The organism is Leucobacter komagatae (genome assembly GCF_006716085.1).
Lineage (GTDB): Bacteria > Actinomycetota > Actinomycetes > Actinomycetales > Microbacteriaceae > Leucobacter > Leucobacter komagatae.
In genome coordinates this window covers 2,408,077-2,423,937 of record NZ_VFON01000001.1, presented here as the reverse complement: position 1 = coordinate 2,423,937, position 15,861 = coordinate 2,408,077, and the positions used below count along the sequence as shown (strand labels likewise).

The window sequence follows — 15,861 nt, the reverse complement described above, 5'->3', positions numbered from 1 at the left end:
TGTAGAGATGTCTGGGCACCGGTACCCTGAGTGGGTGCTTTCTCTTGCAGAATCGATGATCGAGCTCCGGCGAATCGCGGAGTCCAAACCGGTGGCGACCCTGGCGGCGGCGTTTGCTGACGCCGGGCACGAATTCGCGCTCGTCGGCGGCCCCGTTCGCGACGCAATGCTCGGCCGCTCGGTCACTGACCTCGACTTCACGACCTCGGCTCGGCCGGATGAGACCCGCGCCGTCCTCGAGGCGCTGACCAAGAACATCTGGGACGTTGGGCGCGACTTTGGGACGATTGCCGCACAGATTGACGGCGAGCAGGTCGAGATCACGACGTACCGGGCCGACACCTACCGTGACGATTCACGCAAGCCTGAGGTGCAGTTCGGCGACACGATCGACGGCGACCTCGTGCGCCGCGACTTCACCATCAACGCCCTCGCGCTGATGCTTCCCGAACTCAGGCTCGTTGACGTGTCGGGCGGCGTTGAAGACCTCATTGCGGGGCGGATTGTCACGCCCGACTCCCCCGAGGTCTCCTTCACCGACGACCCGCTGCGTATGCTGCGGGCGGCGCGCTTCGCGTCGCAGCTGGGGTTTGAGGTTGAGGAGGCGACCGAGGCCGCCATGGTGCGGTTCGCCGACAGGCTCGACATCATCTCGGCGGAGCGGATCCGTGACGAGCTGACGAAGCTGCTGCTTACCGCTGACCCGATCCCTGGGATCCGGCTGCTCGTCGACACCGGGCTGGCTGAGCGCTTCCTCCCCGAGGTCGTCGCGCTCGTCACCACCCAAGACGATCACGGCAGGCACAAGGATGTCTACGAGCACAGCCTCACCGTGCTGCGCCAGGCCATCGAGCTCGAGACCTCGCGCTACACCGGCGACCCCGCGGAGTTCACCCCTGACCTTGTGCTCCGCCTCGCCGCGCTGCTGCATGACATCGGTAAGCCCGCGACTCGGCGCTTCGAGGGCGGCGGAGTGACCTTCCACCACCACGACATGGTTGGGGCAAAGCTCACGAAGAAGCGGCTGCGTGAGCTCCGCTTCGACAACACCACGGTGAAGCGCGTCGCGCGGCTCGTTGAGCTGCACCTGCGGTTCTTCGGGTACAGCGACCAGCATTGGACGGATTCAGCGGTGCGCAGGTACGTCAGGGATGCGGGCGGCGAGCTCGAGCAACTGCACGTTCTCACGCGGGCAGACGTCACGACGCGGAACCGGCGCAAGGCCGAACGCCTCGAGCACGCGTACGACGACATTGAGCGCCGCATCGCCGAGCTCGCGGAGCAGGAAGAACTTGCTGCGGTGCGCCCCGAACTTGATGGCGCAGCGATCATGCGGCTGCTCGACATCCCGCCCGGGCCGCTCGTCGGTCGCGCCTATGCGTACCTCCTCGAGGTCAGGCTCGACGAGGGCCTGATCGGTGAGGAGGCCGCGACCGAGCGACTTCTTGCGTGGTACCGGGAACAGACAGCCGGCACGGAGAGTTAGGCCTACTGTGATGACAGATGCAGCAAGCTGGTTTTCGGGCGCGACGCGCGTGATGTTTGTGCACGCGCACCCCGACGACGAGACGATTACGACTGGCGGCACCCTCGCGGCGCTGTCGGAAGCGGGCCGCGAACCGCTCGTGGTGACCCTCACTCGCGGGGAACAGGGTGAGGTCGTGTCGGGCCCCCTCTCCCACCTCGCCGGAACTGACGGGCTCGCCCCGCACAGGCAGGCCGAGCTTGCGGCGGCGCTGGCGATGCTCGGGGTCGAGCGCCACGCCTTCCTCGGGGTCGAGCCGGCGCGTGCCGAGGGGCTCCCGCCAACCATTTACGAGGACTCTGGAATGGAGTGGCAGGCTGACGGCCTCGCGGGCCCGAGCCCCGACGCGGGCGCTGATGCGCTCACCGTCGTGCCCGCGGTCGAGTCGCTCAACGACCTGTTCGCCGCAGCGAATGAGGCGGGCGCCGGCGCGATTGTGAGCTACGACGATGGCGGTGGGTACGGGCACCCGGATCACGTGCATGCGCATCGCATCGCCCGCGCGGTGGCGGTCGCGCTTGACCTGCCGTTCTGGGAGATTGTGGGTGAGCCGGGTGCCGCTGGTGATGCTGTTGATGCTGGTGGCTCCGACGATTCCGTTGAGATCGTTGAGATCGTCGAATCGCACGATGTTACGCCGTGGCTCGGCCGCAAGGTTGTGGCGCTGCGCGCGTATGCCACGCAGCTCACGGTTGACGGCGACGACATCGTGCACGTCGGCGGGCAGCGGCAGCCGATTTCGGCGGTCGAATCGTTTCGCCTCCGCCCGGCAAGCTAACAGCTTCGAAGCAACGCCCAGCCTGGGCGATTACAGTAGACGGTTGGGCCTATTGCCCGCCGAAGAGAGAAATATGGGGTTTCGATGAGTGTGAAGGTCGCCCTCGCGGGAATTGGAAACTGCGTGAGCTCGCTCGTGCAGGGAGTCGAGTACTATCGCGACGCCGCGGATGACGCGGAGGTCCCCGGCCTCATGCACGTCCGCCTTGGCGGGTACCACGTGTCGGACCTCGAGTTCGTCGCGGCGTTCGATGTTGACGCCGAAAAGGTCGGAAAGGACCTATCCGAGGCGATCTGGGCCGGGCGCAACAACACCATCAAGTTCTCGGACGTGCCGCATATCGGCCTGGAGGTGCTTCGCGCGCCAACGTACGACGGACTCGGCATGTACTACCGCGATGAGGTCGTTGAGTCGACGGCCACTCCGGTCGACGTCGCTCAGGCGCTGCGCGACTCGGGCGCCGAGGTGCTCGCCTGCTACCTGCCCGTCGGCAGCGAGGAGGCCGTGAAGTTCTACGCGCAGGCCGCGCTTGAGGCAGGCGTCGCATTCGTCAACGCGATCCCGGTCTTCGTGGCGAGCGACCCCGAGTGGGCCGCCAAGTTCACCGAGGCGGGCCTCCCTATTGTCGGCGACGACATCAAGAGCCAGGTCGGCGCGACGATCACGCACCGCGTGCTCGCCCGGCTGCTGGAGAGCCGTGGCATCGCGCTCGACCACACCTACCAGCTCAACGTCGGCGGCAACATGGACTTCAAGAACATGCTTGAGCGCAGCCGCCTGCACTCGAAGAAGATCTCGAAGACTCAGGCAGTCACGTCGAACATCTCGGCGGATCTCCCGGCTGAAGACGTCCACGTCGGCCCGAGCGATCACGTGCCGTGGCTTGAAGACCGCAAGTTCGCGTTCGTGCGTCTTGAGGGCCGTGGTTTCGGCGACGTCCCGATGATGCTCGAGTACAAGCTTGAGGTGTGGGACTCCCCGAACTCGGCAGGCACGATGATCGACGCGATCCGCACCGCGAAGGTCGCGCTCGACCGCGGCCACGGCGGACCCGTTGAGGCTGCGTCGGCGTACTTCATGAAGTCGCCGCCCGTGCAGAAGCCTGACGAGGAGGCGCGCGCGGAGCTCGAGGCGTTTATCGCAGGAGCCTAGCGCCACACGCTCACAATGCCCCCGGACACGACTCCGTGGGCATTGGTGTTTCTGCGGGCTGCGCTGGCCGCCGCCCCCTCGCCCCTCCACCCCAATTATTCGGTTCGCTCCCAAATTCCCGCGTGATTTGGGGGTCACGCGTGAATTTGAGTGGGAGTGGGAGTGGGAGTGGGAGTGTGAACGGCGCAGCCCGGGAGCCGAAGTAGAAGGTTCTGGATAGCCGTGAGCCGCTCCGCCACCCGGGCAGCTCTCGCGCAATCCGCTCCCCAGCCCGCGCAACCCGCACTTCCGCACCCCAAATTCTCGGGCGGCCCTCAAATTCATGGTGAGTTTGGGGGCCGCCCGAGAATTTGAGGGGTGCTCGGTGGGAATTGTCGGGCAGAAGTGGCAGCCCGAGCCGGAGACGCGCGTCAGCGAATGAGGCCCTCGTAGATGCGCTCGAGCGCGGCGGCGTGAGCAGCCCAGTCGTGCTGCTCCGCGTGCCGGCGGGCGGACTCGCCAAGCCTCAGCCTGCGCGGTTCGTCGCGCAGCAGCTCCGCGATCGCCCGAGCCCACGCCGCGGGATCGCGATCGGGCATGTGCAGCCCAGCGACCCCCTCAGGAACAGCTTCCACAAGCCCCGTATGCCCAGCTGCGATCACGGGAATCCCGCTCGCGCCCGCCTCAAGCGCCGTGAGACCGAAGGTCTCCGAGTGCGACGGCACGAGCACGAGGTCACTCGACGCGAGCAGCGCGGCCGCTTGCGCACGTGACTGCGCGGGGAGGAACCGCACGCGGTCGGAAACCCCGGCCGCCTCTGCGAGCTCGCGGAGCCCGGCCGCGAACCCCTCGGCGCCGGGGGTTGGCTCCCCCGCGATCACCCATTCGGTGCGCGCAAACAGGTCAGGATCCTGCGCGGCAAGCTCCACGGCCGCCCGCACCGCGAGATCCTGCCCCTTAAGCGGCTGCACCCGGCCGAGCACGGTGACGCGCAGAAACTGCCGAGGAGCGGGGCGGGGAACAAAGAGGCGCGTGTCAACGCCGGGGTGCACGACGGCGCTTCCGACCCGCGGGTGCCCGCAGAACTCCTCGACGCCCGCGAGCTCGCTGCGGCTCCCCGCGACGACGAAGGTCGTCTCGGCGAGCGACTGCTCCGCCAACACCCGCACCTCCGGTTCGGGCCGGTCACCCGGGGCCAGGCGGGAGTTCTTCTGCGCGGCGAGGGTGTGGAACGTGGTCGCGATACCGGATCCCTCGCCACCGAACGCCCCCACCGCCGCGAGGCCGCTCAACCAGTAGTGCGCGTGGACGGCGTCGAATGGCCCCAGCTCCCGCAGCCCGCGCGCGAACTCGGGAACGATCGCGGGCAGGTCACCCTTCGCGAGCGCGGGATCGCCGGCAGCGAGCGCGATCAGGCGGGGCGACGATCCAGCAGGATCGCCCTGCCGGCCCTCACCGCTCACCTGTGGACGGCGCAGCGACTGCTCCCCCGCCGCGACCTCCGTGTTTGCCCTCGTTGCGACGATCACCTCGTGCCCGCGATCGCTCAGCGCATGGGCCGCCTCTGCCACCACGACGTTCATGCCGCCGGCGTCGCCAGAGCCGGGAATAGCCGACGGTGAGGTGTGCAACGAGACCAGCGCGATTCTCATGGCTCCACTCTAGGGCTGAAGATGGTAGGCTACTTAGGTTGTCTGTGCGTCGAACACTCTGTTTGGCGCCCGGGCACGATGCAAAAACACCCTCCTGCCACAGAAATCCTGTGGCCGTGAAGTCCGAAGGAGGTGGGTCAGTAATGCATCCTTACGAACTCATGGTGATCCTCGATCCCGGTATCGACGAGCGCACCGTGGCTCCCAGCATGGAGAAGTTCCTCTCCGTCATTACCAACGCGAATGGCGAGATCGAGAACGTCGACATCTGGGGCAAGCGCCGTCTTGCTTACGAGATCAACAAGAACGCCGAGGGCATCTACGTCGTGGTGAACTTCACCGCGACCCCCGAGGCAACTGCCGAGCTTGATCGTCAGCTGGGTATCTCCGAGGCTGTCCTCCGCACGAAGGTGCTCCGTGCAGATGAGCTCATCGCTCAGCGCGCAGCGCAGTCGAAGCGTGACCAGGCCAAGGCAGCTCGCGCTGCTGCGAAGGCGAGTGCATAACTCATGGCCGGAGAGCCGCTGATCACTGTCGTCGGCAACCTTGTTGCCGATCCCGAGCCTCGCGTGAGCCAGGCCGGTAAGTCGTGGGTGACCTTCCGTATCGCCTCGACCCCGCGCGTGCGCGATCGTCAGTCCGGCGACTGGTCGGACGGCGAAGCGCTGTGGCTTGGCTGCCGCGCTTACGGTGAGTACGCCGATAACATCGCGGCGTCGCTCACGAAGGGCATGCGAGTTATTGTGCAGGGTCGTCTGACCCAGCGCAGCTACACCGACAACCAGGGCCAGCAGCGCACCTCACTCGACCTTGAGGTCGAAGAGGTTGGGCCGTCGCTCCGCTTCGCCACCGCACAGGTGACGCGCGGCGCAGCACGCGGGCAGGTTGGCGGCTTCGGTGGCGCTGGTGGCGGTCAGCCCCAGGGCCAGTCGGGCTGGGCACAGCCGCAGCAGCAGGACAACCCCTGGACCAACTCGGGCCAGGGCGGACCCGCATCGAATGCTTCCTCCGATTTCGGTGGCGGCTTCGATGACGAGCAGCCCTTCTAAGACAGCAATTTTGTCCCGGTCGTAACCGGGGCGCTTTAGGAAAAGAGACCAACATGGCAGGCAAGTCAAGCGGCGCAGGCCGCAAGCCGGCTCGCGGCAAGAACGCGAAGGCGGCAGCACCCGCGAAGAAGCAGACCGTTGGCGTCATTGATTACAAGGACGTCCAGACGCTTCGCAAGTTCATTTCAGAGCGTGGAAAGATCCGCGCCCGCCGTATCACCGGCGTGTCCGTTCAGGAGCAGCGTTTGATCGCGAAGGCAGTGAAGAATGCCCGCGAGATGGCTCTCCTCCCCTACGCCGGTTCCGGCCGCTAAGGAGAGAGCATCATGGCGAAAGTAATTCTCACGCACGAGGTCCGTGGCCTCGGTTCTGCAGGCGACGTCGTAGAGGTCAAGAACGGCTACGCACGTAACTACCTCGTTCCGCAGGGCTACGCGGTGCACTGGACCCGCGGTGGCGCGGCTCAGGTCGCACAGCTCCAGGCTGCTCGCGAGGCACGCGCTCTCGCTTCGGTCGAGGACGCACAGGCACTCAAGGCTTCGCTCGAGGCCAACAAGATCCGTCTTCACTCCAAGGCTGGGGTTGGCGGGCGTCTCTTCGGCGCGATCAAGCCGGCTGCTGTTGCAGCTGCCGTCTCCGAGGCTGGCCTCGGCGAGGTTGACAAGCGCAAGATCTCGCTGCCGTCGATCAAGTCGACCGGCGAGTACCCCGCGACGATTCACCTCCACGAAGGTGTCGACGCAGAGGTCACGCTGCAGGTCATCACGCTGCGCTAAGCGAGTACCGCTGTAGGGCGGGGCTGGTTCTTTCGAGAGCCGGCCCCGCCTTTTTGCGTTTCCGGGGCTCTCCACAGGCTGCGTGGGGCCGGAATCAGTCTCACTGCGACCGCCCCTCGGCCGCTTTGGAGGGGCTTCTCCACAGGCCCCCTCAGCGCGTGTTTGACGCTCCCCTGGGCGTTTGTCAGTGGTGTGTGCATTCAGTGCGCCACGTGGGCGCTCAGGCGCTGCGCGGATACTGAATGGCCGATGAACAGGGGGTTCTGCGGGAGGCCCGCGGCGGAGGCCCATATGCGCGCGTTTGCGCAAAAGTTGTCCACACGCCCGGGTTTTACTCAACATTCAACTTGTACTTGAAGGTTGAATAACTTTGGAGATGTGGATAGTTAAAAGCGCAGATCACACGGCATGTCTGCGAACAAGTCGAGTTTCTATCCACAAGTTATCCCCACTCGTGTGGACAAGTTGTGGCTTTTCCACGGTGCTTGTGCACATAGTTATCCACAGGTGGAGAACTCGCTCGTTTGGGCGCTGTGGAGACTGCACCTACGGTGAATGTCTGAGGTCTGGTATGTCATCAACAGGTAACGAGGCAAGACCTCACTGAAGGAGCTATACACCTTGTCGATCGCGCACCTAGGCATCGCGTCACCCGAGGAAGAGCAGCGGGGGGCCGACTACGAACGAACGCCCCCGTACGACCTGCTCGCTGAGCAGAGCGCCATCGGCGGCATGCTGCTCTCAAAGGACGCGGTTGCGGACGTAACCGGTGTGCTGCGCGGGTCCGATTTCTACGTGCCCAAGCACGAGGTGATCTACGAGGCAGTGCTGTCGCTGTACTCGCAGGGCGAACCAACCGATGTCATCACCGTCACCGACGCCCTGTCGAAGGCGGGCGATCTGCAGCGTGCTGGTGGCGCCGAGTACCTCCACACGCTCACGAGTATCGTGCCGACCGCCGCGAACGCCGGCTTCTACGCCGACATCGTTGGCGAGAAGGCGCTGCTGCGCCGCCTCGTCGAAGCCGGCACCCGCATCGTGCAGATGGGCTACGCCGGTGAGGGCGAGGCGCTCGACCTCGTCAACGTCGCCCAGTCCGAAATCTACGGTGTCACGGGTGAATCGCAGAGCGAAGACTACGTACCGCTCTCGCTCGCCGTCGACGCGGCCATGGAAGAGATCCACAAGGCCACCTCGCAGCCCGATGGGATGCTCGGCGTGCCGACGGGCTTCAGCGAGCTCGACGCGATGACGAACGGGTTCGCGGGTGGCCAGATGATCATCATCGCGGCACGACCGGCAATGGGTAAGTCGACCCTCGCTCTCGACGTCGCACGACACGCCTCGGTGCATGCTCTCGCCCCGACAGTGTTCTTCTCGCTCGAGATGGGGCGAGCCGAGATCGCGATGCGTTTGCTCGCGGCTGAGGCCTCGATCCCGATGCAGACCCTCAGAAAGGGCGCGCTCGATAGCCGCGACTTCCAAAAGCTTGCAGCCACCCAGGCGCGCATCTCAGAGTCGCCGCTCTACATTGACGATAGCCCGAACCTCACGCTCGTCGAGATTCGCGCGAAGTGCCGCCGTCTAAAGCAGCAGCACGGGCTCAAGATGGTGGTCATTGACTACCTGCAGCTGCTCTCCAGCGGCAAGAAGGTCGAAAGCCGTCAGCAAGAGGTGAGTGAGTTCTCGCGTGCCCTGAAGCTGCTGTCGAAAGAGCTCGATGTGCCCGTGATCGCGCTGTCGCAGCTGAACCGTGCCTCGGAGCAGCGCGCTGACAAGATGCCCGCGATCAGCGACCTTCGTGAATCGGGCTCGCTTGAGCAAGACGCGGATATGGTCATCCTGCTGCACCGTGAGGCCGCGAGCGATCGCGACCACCCGCGAGCCGGCGAAGCGGACTTCATTCTTGCCAAGCAGCGTAACGGCCCGACGGGCACGGTCACGGTGGCGTTCCAGGGCCACTACTCGCGCTTCCAAGACATGCCGCAGGGCATGTAGGCGCTCAGCGCCCCGCGCTTTCGCAGCGAGAAGAGATACAATCCTCGGGGCAGGAAGGGGACACGATGTCAATGGCCACAGGATCCGTGGAACGAAGTGTTGACCCCTCGATCCTTCCCCCGAAGTGGGTTCGCCTGCTACGGAGCGCGCTGCTTCTCGTCGTCGGTTTGATCGTCACGTTCAGCGCGACCTTCCACGAGCGCTTCGCGTTTGACCTCGCGCTCGTCGCACTCGCGCTTGCCGCGCTTGGTGTCGTGCACCTCACGGAGGCGTGGCACCGCCGCGGCCGCGGTGGTGTCGGAGTCGCGGCGGCGCTGGGCATCGCCTCGCTTGCTGCCGCAGCCCTCCTCGCCACGTTCAATAGCGAGCTCGCGTTCGCCGTCGTGATCGCGGCCTGGGCGCTCGTTGCGGCGCTGCTCGAGTTCGTCGGCATGGTGACCCTGCCGCGCAGCCGCCAGGACGCGGCTCTTGTCGGGGCCGCCGGGATCCTCCTCGCGATCACCGTGCTGCTCGCCCGCGCCGACGTGGTCGCCGTGATCGGCTTCTTCGGTGCCTACGCCGTGCTCACCGGTGTCTTCCTCGGCATCGCGGCGCTCGACTCCCGCGCTGCGGCGGAACCGCAGACGCTCGGCCAGAACGCCGCAGCCAACGCTTAGGCGAGCGCCGTAGCGCCGCCACACCCACCAGCCGAATCGTAGAAAGCGACCGATGACGAACCCCTCTGACCAGACACCCCACGACCCGATCACGCCGTCGCGTCGCGAGCGGTTGAAGCCCCTCGAGCTCCTCGGTTTCGCGGGAGTGCTCGGGGTGTTCGCTGGCCTCACTGTGCTCATGGCGTCGCGCTCGATTGTGCTCGCGCTCATCTTCACGGCGATCGCCTTCATCGTGTCGCTCGTGTTCGTCGCTCTGCTTGGGCTCGGCGGGAAGCCGAGCGAGGAGGATCTCGAGGCGCGCAAGGACCTCAAGAAGCCCGAAGGCGACTGGCACTAGGCCAGCTGGCGCATCGAGCCGATCGCGCCGATCGAACCCATCTCGCTAGCCGGCCCCGGCAGTCGCCCTGCCTAATCCTCGACTGACTCGGGGTCGTTCGGGTCAATCGGCCCGTGATGGTCGAAGTTCGCTTCACCTCGGCGCCAGTACCCGCTGATCTGGTACTGCGCGCGGGGAAGCCCGAGCTCGTCGCGAATCACGCGCCGCAGCGGGATGAGGCGGTTCGCGTCGCCAGCGGCGAACACGAACGTCTCGTCGGTGACCTCGCTGTCAAGCAGCGCCTGGTCGAGCCCGCCGAGGGGTTCGCGGACCAGGATCTCGCGCCCAGTTCCCTCCCTGAGGTACTCCTCGACCCAGTCGAGCGCGTCGTAGTCGACGTCGGCGATGACCTCAATCTCCGTGGCGTCGGGAAGCCCGTTGATCCAGCGCACGGTCGCGGGGAGCGCTGTCGGGTCCACGAGACACAGGAGCGACGTGATGCCGGTGGGGATACTCTGGGTGCCCCGCGGGCCGACGACGACGATCTTGTCGCCAACAGCGGCCTTCTCTGCCCAGGCCGAAGCGGGCCCGGGGTCGTCGTGCAGGAAGAAGTCGAGGTCGAACACGCGCCCACCGTCTTCATCGCGCACATTCAAGGGAGTGAAATCGCGCCCAAAGGTCTGGCCGTCGGGGCGCACGATCCCGTCCTCGCCGGGGCCGACCGCGGTGGGCGCCAGCAGCTCGCCCGTGAACGGGTGCGGGAAGAAGATCTTGGCGTGATCGCCGGGCCCGGTCGACTCGAAGTCGTACAGGTCGGGCCCGGCGAGTGTCACCCTGGCGATGCTCGGAACCGGCCGCGAGACGGCCTTCACCGTCACCTCACGTGCGGTGAACCGATACATCGTGCGTTCGCGCTGGAACCGTGCTGCCTGAGTCATACTTCAACCCTGGCGCAGCGGGAGGGCCCCAGCAAGCCCGGAAGGGTCAGAGGTAGCTGAGAAGTTTCGCAGCGCTGCCGACGTAACCGGCGGGCGTGAGCGCGAGGAGGCGCTGCTTCGCCTCGTCACCGATCTCGAGGCCCTCGACGAACTCGACGAGTTCGGCCTGGCCGATGCGGCGGCCCCGGGTGAGTTCCTTGAGCGCGGCGTAGGGGTCGCTGATCGTCGAGCGGCCCGCAGTGACCTCGGCGCGAATCACGGTCTGGATCGCCTCACCGAGCACCTCCCAGTTCGAATCGAGGTCTGCGGCGAGCACCTCGGGGGCGGCGTCAATCTGCCCGAGCCCCTTGAGGATGTTGTCGAGCGCCAGAACCGAGTGGCCGAACGCGACGCCGATGTTGCGCTGCGCCGACGAGTCGGTCAGGTCGCGCTGCCAGCGGCTCGTCACGAGCGTCTCGGCGAGCGAATCGAGGAGCGCGTTCGAAAGCTCGAGGTTCGCCTCTGCGTTCTCGAAGCGGATCGGGTTGACCTTGTGCGGCATCGTCGATGAGCCGGTTGCGCCGGCCACGGGGGTCTGCCGGAAGTAGCCGATCGAGATGTAGCTCCACACATCGGTTGCGAGGTTGTGAAGGATGCGGTTTGCGTGCGCCATCCGCGAGTAGAGCTCGGCCTGCCAGTCGTGCGACTCGATCTGCGTGGTGAGCGGGTTCCAGGTGAGGCCGAGGCCCTCGACGAACTCGCGCGAGATCGTCTCCCAGTCAGCGCTCGGGTCTGCAGCGAGGTGCGCGGCGAACGTGCCCGTCGCGCCCGAGAACTTGCCGAGGTACTCGACCTGGTCGATCTGGCGCAGCTGGCGGCGCAGGCGGTGCACGAAGACCGCGATCTCCTTGCCGAGCGTCGTCGGGGTCGCGGGCTGGCCGTGCGTGCGGCTCATCATCGCGAGGTCGCGGTAGCCCTGCGCCTGGCGCTCGAGCTCGTCGATCACGGCCACGAACTTCGGTCGCCAGACATCCGCGACGGCCTGCTTCACGGTGAGCGCGTATGAGAGGTTGTTGATGTCTTCGCTCGTGCAGCACACGTGCGTGAGCTCGGCGAGGTGGCCGAGGCCCTGTGACTCGAGGCGGGCGCGCACGAGGTACTCGACGGCCTTCACGTCGTGCTGGGTGGTCTTCTCGGTCTCCGCGAGCTCGTCGATCTCGGCCTGGCCGAAGTTCTGAGCCCACTCGCGCAGCGAGGCGAGCTGGTCGTCACCCATCGGGGTGCCGCCGAGCAGCGAGTGTGACGTCAGGTAGGCGAGCCACTCGACCTCAACGTGCACGCGCGCCTTGTTCAGGCCGGCCTCGGAGAGCGTATCGCCGAGCCCTTCGACCGCCTTCCGGTAGCGTCCGTCGAGGGGGCTGATGGGCTGCGGGGGCAGGCTCGTCATGAGATCTCCGTTGTGTCGTGGTGGATCGCGTTCCAACCTCCATTCTTTCACGCGCTGAGGCGGCGTGCTGCCGGGCTGGGGCGGAATGGGGGAGCAAATGGTATTTTAGATGGCATGATCACTACCATCGACAAGGCCGGCCGCATCGTCGTACCGAAGCGCCTCCGCGATGAGATGGGCCTCACGCCCCAGACCCCGCTGCGCATCGACCTCGTTGAGGGGAAGATCGTCATCGAGTTCGAGCCAACGGCGCACGAAGTAGATACCTCCGATGGGCTCCCGATCATCCGGAGCGAGCGCGACCCGGGCGCGACCCCGATCACTGACGCGCTCGTCCGAGAGGTGTTGGAGGAGGGGAGAGATGAACGTACCGCTCGTTTCGTGTGACACAAGCGTGCTCGTGGCGGCGCTCCTTCCCGCTCACGAGGCGCATGAGCGGTGCCGCGCCGCGGTGCGCAGGGTGAACGCAGTCCCGAGCCAGGTGCTACTCGAAACCTACCGAGTGCTCACCTCCCTGCCGGGGCGCGACCGCGTGCCCGCACAGCAGGCGGCGGAGGCCTTGGGTGCGCTTCAGTGGCGGGTATTGCAGCCCCAGCTAGAGGACACGATCGTGCTCATCGCGAAGCTCGCGCGGGCGGGCCGCGGCGGCGGTGCCGTGTATGACGCGCACATCGCCGCGAGTTGCGCTGCGAACGGCGCGACGCTCGTCACTCGCGACAGGCGCGCCGCCCCGAGCTATGCGCTGTTCGACGTCGCCTACGAACTCGTCTGACCCCTGGGCGGCGCTGACAGGCCAACAAGGCCAACAGGCCGGTTAGCGCTTCTTCTTGCGGTTGGTACCGAGCAGCGCGTTCATGATGCTCGCGAGCACCGACATGACGACTGCGCCGAGCACGCCCCACCAGAACCCGTCGACGTTCAGGCCGAAGCCGGCCAGGTCTGACAGCCACGCGATGACCGAGATAAGGATGCCGTTCACGATGAGCCCGAACAGGCCGAGCGTGATGATGTAGAGCGGAATCGAGACGAAGCGCACGAGCTTGCCGAGGGTACCGTTCACGAGCCCGAACACGAGCGCGACGAGCAGCATCGTGATGAGGGGTGAATACGGGTCGTCGTTAATCGGCTCGATCCAGAAGCCGCGCGGGCCCGACCCGCCGACGATGAGCGTCGTGAGCCACAGCGCGAACGTGCTGACAAGTACTCGCATGATTGACCGCATGCCCCAATTCTTGCAGCAATCACTGTGCGCTGGCCACTAGCGGCCAGGTCGATATATCCGAATCGGAATGACCCCTCTCACTACACTTGAGAACCATGAGCCAGACCCCAAAGCTCGCCGTTGACATGGTGGATCCTGATCCGATTCGTTTCCTCGACGCCGAAGGTCGGTACTCCCCATCAAGCTCCGCAGCCGACTACGCAGCGGAGCTTGATGGCGTTGGTATCGAAGAGTTTCAGCAGTGGTACCGCGACATGGTTGAGACTCGCGCGTTCGACACCGAAGCGACTCACTTGCAGCGTCAGGGCCAGCTCGCGCTGTGGGTGCCGAGCATCGGCCAGGAGGGCTGCCAGGTCGGCCTCGCGCACGCGACCGAGCCGCAGGATCACATCTTCCCCGCCTATCGCGAGCACACGGTCGCGAAGGTGCGAGGTGTGAGCTTCGTCGAACTGCTGAAGCTGTTCCGCGGCTTCACGCACGGGGGCTGGGACGTGACAGACCCCGCGAACGGAAACTTCCACCTCTACACGCTCGTGCTCGCCGCGCAGGCGCAGCACGCGAACGGTTACGCGCTCGGGCAGCTGCTCGACGCGAAGCTGCGCGCGGGGTCGAGCGCACTCGACGCCGGTGAACAGGGGATCGCCACGGGCGAGGCCACGATGGCGTTCTATGGCGACGGCACGTCGAGCCAGGGTGACGCGAACGAGGCGCTGATCTTCGCCGCGAGCTACCAGACCCCCTCCGTCTTCGTCGTGCAGAACAACGGCTGGGCGATCTCGGTGCCGTTCGAGCGTCAGAGCCGCACCCCGCTCTACCGGCGAGCGCTCGGCTTCGGGATGCGCGCCGTGCAGATCGACGGCAACGACCCGCTCGCCGCGTTCGCGGTCGGGCGCCGGTTCATGCGCCTCGCCCGCGAGGGTGGGGGCCCCGGCTACATCGAGGCGCTCACCTACCGGATTGGTGCGCACACCACGAGTGATGACCCGACCCGCTACCGCGAGAAGGCAGAGCTCGAAGCGTGGCGCGACCGCGACCCCGTCGAGCGGATGGAGGCGTACCTGCGCGAGTTGGGCGTTGACGAGGCGTTCTTCGCTGAAGTCGCGGAACAAGCCGACCGCGAGGCAAAGCGGGTGCGCGACGCGATTCTGCAGCTGCCACCGCCCGACGCGGACTCGATGTTCGCGCACGTCTACACGGAGGCGCACCCGCGCATCGAGGAGCAGCGCACCTGGCTCGAGCGATACGAGTCGTCGTTCGAGGCCGACGAGGAGATCACAGCATGACCGGTTCAGCCCCCACAGTTCAGGCCACGGCGCAGCCTGTGGCGACGCTCACCGAGCGCACAGAACTGCCGCTCGCTCGCGCCATCAACGAGGGGCTCCGCGCCGCGATGGCCGCCGACGAGAAGGTACTGCTCATGGGCGAAGACATCGGCCCGCTCGGCGGCGTCTTCCGCGTAACCGACAAGCTGCAGGCAGACTTCGGTTCGGCGCGGGTGCTCGACACGCCGCTCGCAGAGGCCGGCATCGTCGGTCACGCGATCGGGCTCGCAATGCGCGGCTACCGGCCGGTCGTCGAGATTCAGTTCGAGGGATTCATCTTCCCGGCGTTTAACCAGATCGTCACGCAGCTCGCGAAGATCACGAACAGGCACGACGGCAAGGTGCCGATGCCCATCGTCATTCGCGTGCCCTACGGCGGGCATATTGGGGCTGTCGAGCACCACCAGGAGAGCCCCGAAGCCTACTTCGCGCACACCCCGGGGCTCCGGGTCGTCGCGCCGTCGACGCCGAATGACGCCTACTGGATGATTCAGCAGGCGATCCAATCGCAGGATCCGGTCCTGTTCTTCGAACCGAAGGCGAAGTACTGGATGAAGGGCGAGGTCGACCCGACCGCGGCGGCGGCCCCCCTCCACGGCAGCCGCGTCGCGCGCGCGGGCACCGACTGCACGATCGTCGCGTTCGGTGCGATGGTGGCCGCTGCGCTCGAGGCGGCCGAGGTCGCGCGCGCCGAGGGCACGAGCATCGAGGTCGTCGACCTGCGCAGTGTTTCTCCCGTGGACTACGGCCCGCTGCTCGAGTCCGTGCGCAAGACGGGCCGCCTCGTCGTTGCGCAGGAGGCGTCGGGCAACGTCAGCCTGGGTAGCGAGCTCGCGGCGCACGTCGCCGAGCATGCGTTCTACTCGCTGCAGGCCCCCGTGCTTCGCGTCTCGGGTTACGACGTACCGTTCCCGCCCGCGCGACTCGAGGGCATGTTCCTGCCCGACGCAGACCGTATCCTCGAAGCAGTCGACCGCACGATGCACTACTGACGGGTCGGCCGAGCCGCCCGTCTCGCCCCGCGCACGCCGGGGCCGAATACTCACACCCCAACCGAAGCACCCCGAAGGAG

At 66.4% G+C, this 15,861-nt stretch carries 18 protein-coding genes; 14 read left to right on the top strand and 4 right to left on the bottom strand.

The features are described 5' to 3' along the window. The first annotated feature begins 34 nt into the window (after positions 1-34). The 3 genes from FB468_RS11090 to FB468_RS11080 all read left to right on the top strand — a co-directional run bounded on the left by FB468_RS11090 (position 35) and on the right by FB468_RS11080 (position 3,455). Positions 35-1,486, top strand: a complete 1,452-nt coding sequence (locus tag FB468_RS11090) for a CCA tRNA nucleotidyltransferase (protein ID WP_141887396.1) — start codon at positions 35-37, stop codon at positions 1,484-1,486. 10 nt (positions 1,487-1,496) lie between these two features. After that, positions 1,497-2,303 carry a PIG-L family deacetylase gene (locus FB468_RS11085; RefSeq protein WP_141887395.1) on the top strand — a complete coding sequence of 269 codons (807 nt, stop codon included), beginning with the start codon at positions 1,497-1,499 and terminating at the stop codon, positions 2,301-2,303. An 84-nt stretch (positions 2,304-2,387) separates the two neighbouring features. Then, on the top strand, positions 2,388-3,455 hold the full coding sequence (locus tag FB468_RS11080; RefSeq protein ID WP_119285423.1) for an inositol-3-phosphate synthase: 1,068 nt from the start codon (positions 2,388-2,390) through the stop codon (positions 3,453-3,455). A 410-nt stretch (positions 3,456-3,865) separates the two neighbouring features. Here the strand turns inward: FB468_RS11080 and FB468_RS11075 are convergent, their stop codons facing one another. After that, positions 3,866-5,086, bottom strand: coding sequence for a glycosyltransferase (locus FB468_RS11075; protein WP_141887394.1), 1,221 nt, complete (start codon positions 5,084-5,086; stop codon positions 3,866-3,868). 143 nt (positions 5,087-5,229) lie between these two features. Here FB468_RS11075 and rpsF point away from each other — a divergent pair, with 143 nt between their 5' ends. The 7 genes from rpsF (at position 5,230) to FB468_RS11040 (ending at position 9,902) form a co-directional block, all read left to right on the top strand. Continuing rightward, the gene (gene rpsF, locus FB468_RS11070; protein WP_141887393.1) at positions 5,230-5,592 is read left to right on the top strand and encodes a 30S ribosomal protein S6; all 363 of its coding nucleotides are present in this window, start codon (positions 5,230-5,232) and stop codon (positions 5,590-5,592) included. A 3-nt stretch (positions 5,593-5,595) separates the two neighbouring features. Then, positions 5,596-6,135, top strand: coding sequence for a single-stranded DNA-binding protein (ssb, locus tag FB468_RS11065; protein ID WP_141887392.1), 540 nt, complete (start codon positions 5,596-5,598; stop codon positions 6,133-6,135). Between the two features lie 53 nt (positions 6,136-6,188). Further along, positions 6,189-6,449 carry a 30S ribosomal protein S18 gene (gene rpsR / locus FB468_RS11060; RefSeq protein ID WP_121074847.1) on the top strand — a complete coding sequence of 87 codons (261 nt, stop codon included), beginning with the start codon at positions 6,189-6,191 and terminating at the stop codon, positions 6,447-6,449. 12 nt (positions 6,450-6,461) lie between these two features. After that, a complete protein-coding gene (gene rplI, locus FB468_RS11055; RefSeq protein WP_141887391.1) occupies positions 6,462-6,911 on the top strand; it encodes a 50S ribosomal protein L9 in 450 nt (149 codons plus the stop codon). A 621-nt stretch (positions 6,912-7,532) separates the two neighbouring features. Continuing rightward, the gene (dnaB, locus tag FB468_RS11050; protein WP_141887390.1) at positions 7,533-8,909 is read left to right on the top strand and encodes a replicative DNA helicase; all 1,377 of its coding nucleotides are present in this window, start codon (positions 7,533-7,535) and stop codon (positions 8,907-8,909) included. Between the two features lie 65 nt (positions 8,910-8,974). After that, on the top strand, positions 8,975-9,565 hold the full coding sequence (locus FB468_RS11045; protein WP_141887389.1) for a hypothetical protein: 591 nt from the start codon (positions 8,975-8,977) through the stop codon (positions 9,563-9,565). Between the two features lie 52 nt (positions 9,566-9,617). Continuing rightward, positions 9,618-9,902 carry an ABC transporter ATP-binding protein gene (locus tag FB468_RS11040; RefSeq protein ID WP_141887388.1) on the top strand — a complete coding sequence of 95 codons (285 nt, stop codon included), beginning with the start codon at positions 9,618-9,620 and terminating at the stop codon, positions 9,900-9,902. A gap of 71 nt (positions 9,903-9,973) precedes the next feature. On the opposite strand, the gene FB468_RS11035 is transcribed toward FB468_RS11040, so the two are convergent. Together FB468_RS11035 and purB are read right to left on the bottom strand one after the other, a co-directional pair. Next, positions 9,974-10,819: a siderophore-interacting protein gene (locus FB468_RS11035; RefSeq protein ID WP_141887387.1), complete on the bottom strand. Its 846-nt coding sequence runs from the start codon at positions 10,817-10,819 to the stop codon at positions 9,974-9,976. Positions 10,820-10,865: 46 nt separating this feature from the next. Beyond that, positions 10,866-12,245, bottom strand: a complete 1,380-nt coding sequence (gene purB, locus FB468_RS11030; RefSeq protein WP_141887386.1) for an adenylosuccinate lyase — start codon at positions 12,243-12,245, stop codon at positions 10,866-10,868. A 114-nt stretch (positions 12,246-12,359) separates the two neighbouring features. On the opposite strand from purB, the gene FB468_RS11025 reads away from it, so the two are divergent. Together FB468_RS11025 and FB468_RS11020 are read left to right on the top strand one after the other, a co-directional pair. Continuing rightward, a complete protein-coding gene (locus FB468_RS11025) occupies positions 12,360-12,632 on the top strand; it encodes an AbrB/MazE/SpoVT family DNA-binding domain-containing protein (protein WP_141887385.1) in 273 nt (90 codons plus the stop codon). Further along, entirely contained in the window at positions 12,607-13,017 is a 411-nt protein-coding gene (locus tag FB468_RS11020; RefSeq protein WP_170219705.1) for a PIN domain-containing protein, read from the top strand. Before FB468_RS11025 ends, FB468_RS11020 begins: the two co-directional genes overlap by 26 nt. A 42-nt stretch (positions 13,018-13,059) precedes the next feature. Here FB468_RS11020 and FB468_RS11015 read toward each other — a convergent pair whose 3' ends face one another. Further along, complete coding sequence (locus FB468_RS11015) at positions 13,060-13,467, bottom strand: phage holin family protein (RefSeq protein WP_141887383.1); 408 nt, start codon at positions 13,465-13,467, stop codon at positions 13,060-13,062. 95 nt (positions 13,468-13,562) lie between these two features. Here FB468_RS11015 and FB468_RS11010 point away from each other — a divergent pair, with 95 nt between their 5' ends. Further along, positions 13,563-14,750, top strand: coding sequence for a thiamine pyrophosphate-dependent enzyme (locus tag FB468_RS11010; RefSeq protein WP_211359121.1), 1,188 nt, complete (start codon positions 13,563-13,565; stop codon positions 14,748-14,750). Next, complete coding sequence (locus FB468_RS11005) at positions 14,747-15,781, top strand: alpha-ketoacid dehydrogenase subunit beta (RefSeq protein WP_141887382.1); 1,035 nt, start codon at positions 14,747-14,749, stop codon at positions 15,779-15,781. Before FB468_RS11010 ends, FB468_RS11005 begins: the two co-directional genes overlap by 4 nt. The last annotated feature ends 80 nt before the right edge of the window (positions 15,782-15,861 follow it).

Bases quoted from the DNA above. Each gene is read 5' to 3' on its own strand.
- FB468_RS11085 (WP_141887395.1), top strand. From the start codon at position 1,497: ATGACAGATGCAGCAAGCTGGTTTTCGGGCGCGACGCGCGTGATGTTT.
- FB468_RS11080 (WP_119285423.1), top strand. From the start codon at position 2,388: ATGAGTGTGAAGGTCGCCCTCGCGGGAATTGGAAACTGCGTGAGCTCG.
- FB468_RS11075 (WP_141887394.1), bottom strand. From the start codon at position 5,086: ATGAGAATCGCGCTGGTCTCGTTGCACACCTCACCGTCGGCTATTCCC.
- rpsF (WP_141887393.1), top strand. From the start codon at position 5,230: ATGCATCCTTACGAACTCATGGTGATCCTCGATCCCGGTATCGACGAG.
- ssb (WP_141887392.1), top strand. From the start codon at position 5,596: ATGGCCGGAGAGCCGCTGATCACTGTCGTCGGCAACCTTGTTGCCGAT.
- rpsR (WP_121074847.1), top strand. From the start codon at position 6,189: ATGGCAGGCAAGTCAAGCGGCGCAGGCCGCAAGCCGGCTCGCGGCAAG.
- rplI (WP_141887391.1), top strand. From the start codon at position 6,462: ATGGCGAAAGTAATTCTCACGCACGAGGTCCGTGGCCTCGGTTCTGCA.
- FB468_RS11045 (WP_141887389.1), top strand. From the start codon at position 8,975: ATGTCAATGGCCACAGGATCCGTGGAACGAAGTGTTGACCCCTCGATC.
- FB468_RS11040 (WP_141887388.1), top strand. From the start codon at position 9,618: ATGACGAACCCCTCTGACCAGACACCCCACGACCCGATCACGCCGTCG.
- FB468_RS11035 (WP_141887387.1), bottom strand. From the start codon at position 10,819: ATGACTCAGGCAGCACGGTTCCAGCGCGAACGCACGATGTATCGGTTC.
- purB (WP_141887386.1), bottom strand. From the start codon at position 12,245: ATGACGAGCCTGCCCCCGCAGCCCATCAGCCCCCTCGACGGACGCTAC.
- FB468_RS11025 (WP_141887385.1), top strand. From the start codon at position 12,360: ATGATCACTACCATCGACAAGGCCGGCCGCATCGTCGTACCGAAGCGC.
- FB468_RS11020 (WP_170219705.1), top strand. From the start codon at position 12,607: ATGAACGTACCGCTCGTTTCGTGTGACACAAGCGTGCTCGTGGCGGCG.
- FB468_RS11015 (WP_141887383.1), bottom strand. From the start codon at position 13,467: ATGCGGTCAATCATGCGAGTACTTGTCAGCACGTTCGCGCTGTGGCTC.
- FB468_RS11010 (WP_211359121.1), top strand. From the start codon at position 13,563: ATGAGCCAGACCCCAAAGCTCGCCGTTGACATGGTGGATCCTGATCCG.
- FB468_RS11005 (WP_141887382.1), top strand. From the start codon at position 14,747: ATGACCGGTTCAGCCCCCACAGTTCAGGCCACGGCGCAGCCTGTGGCG.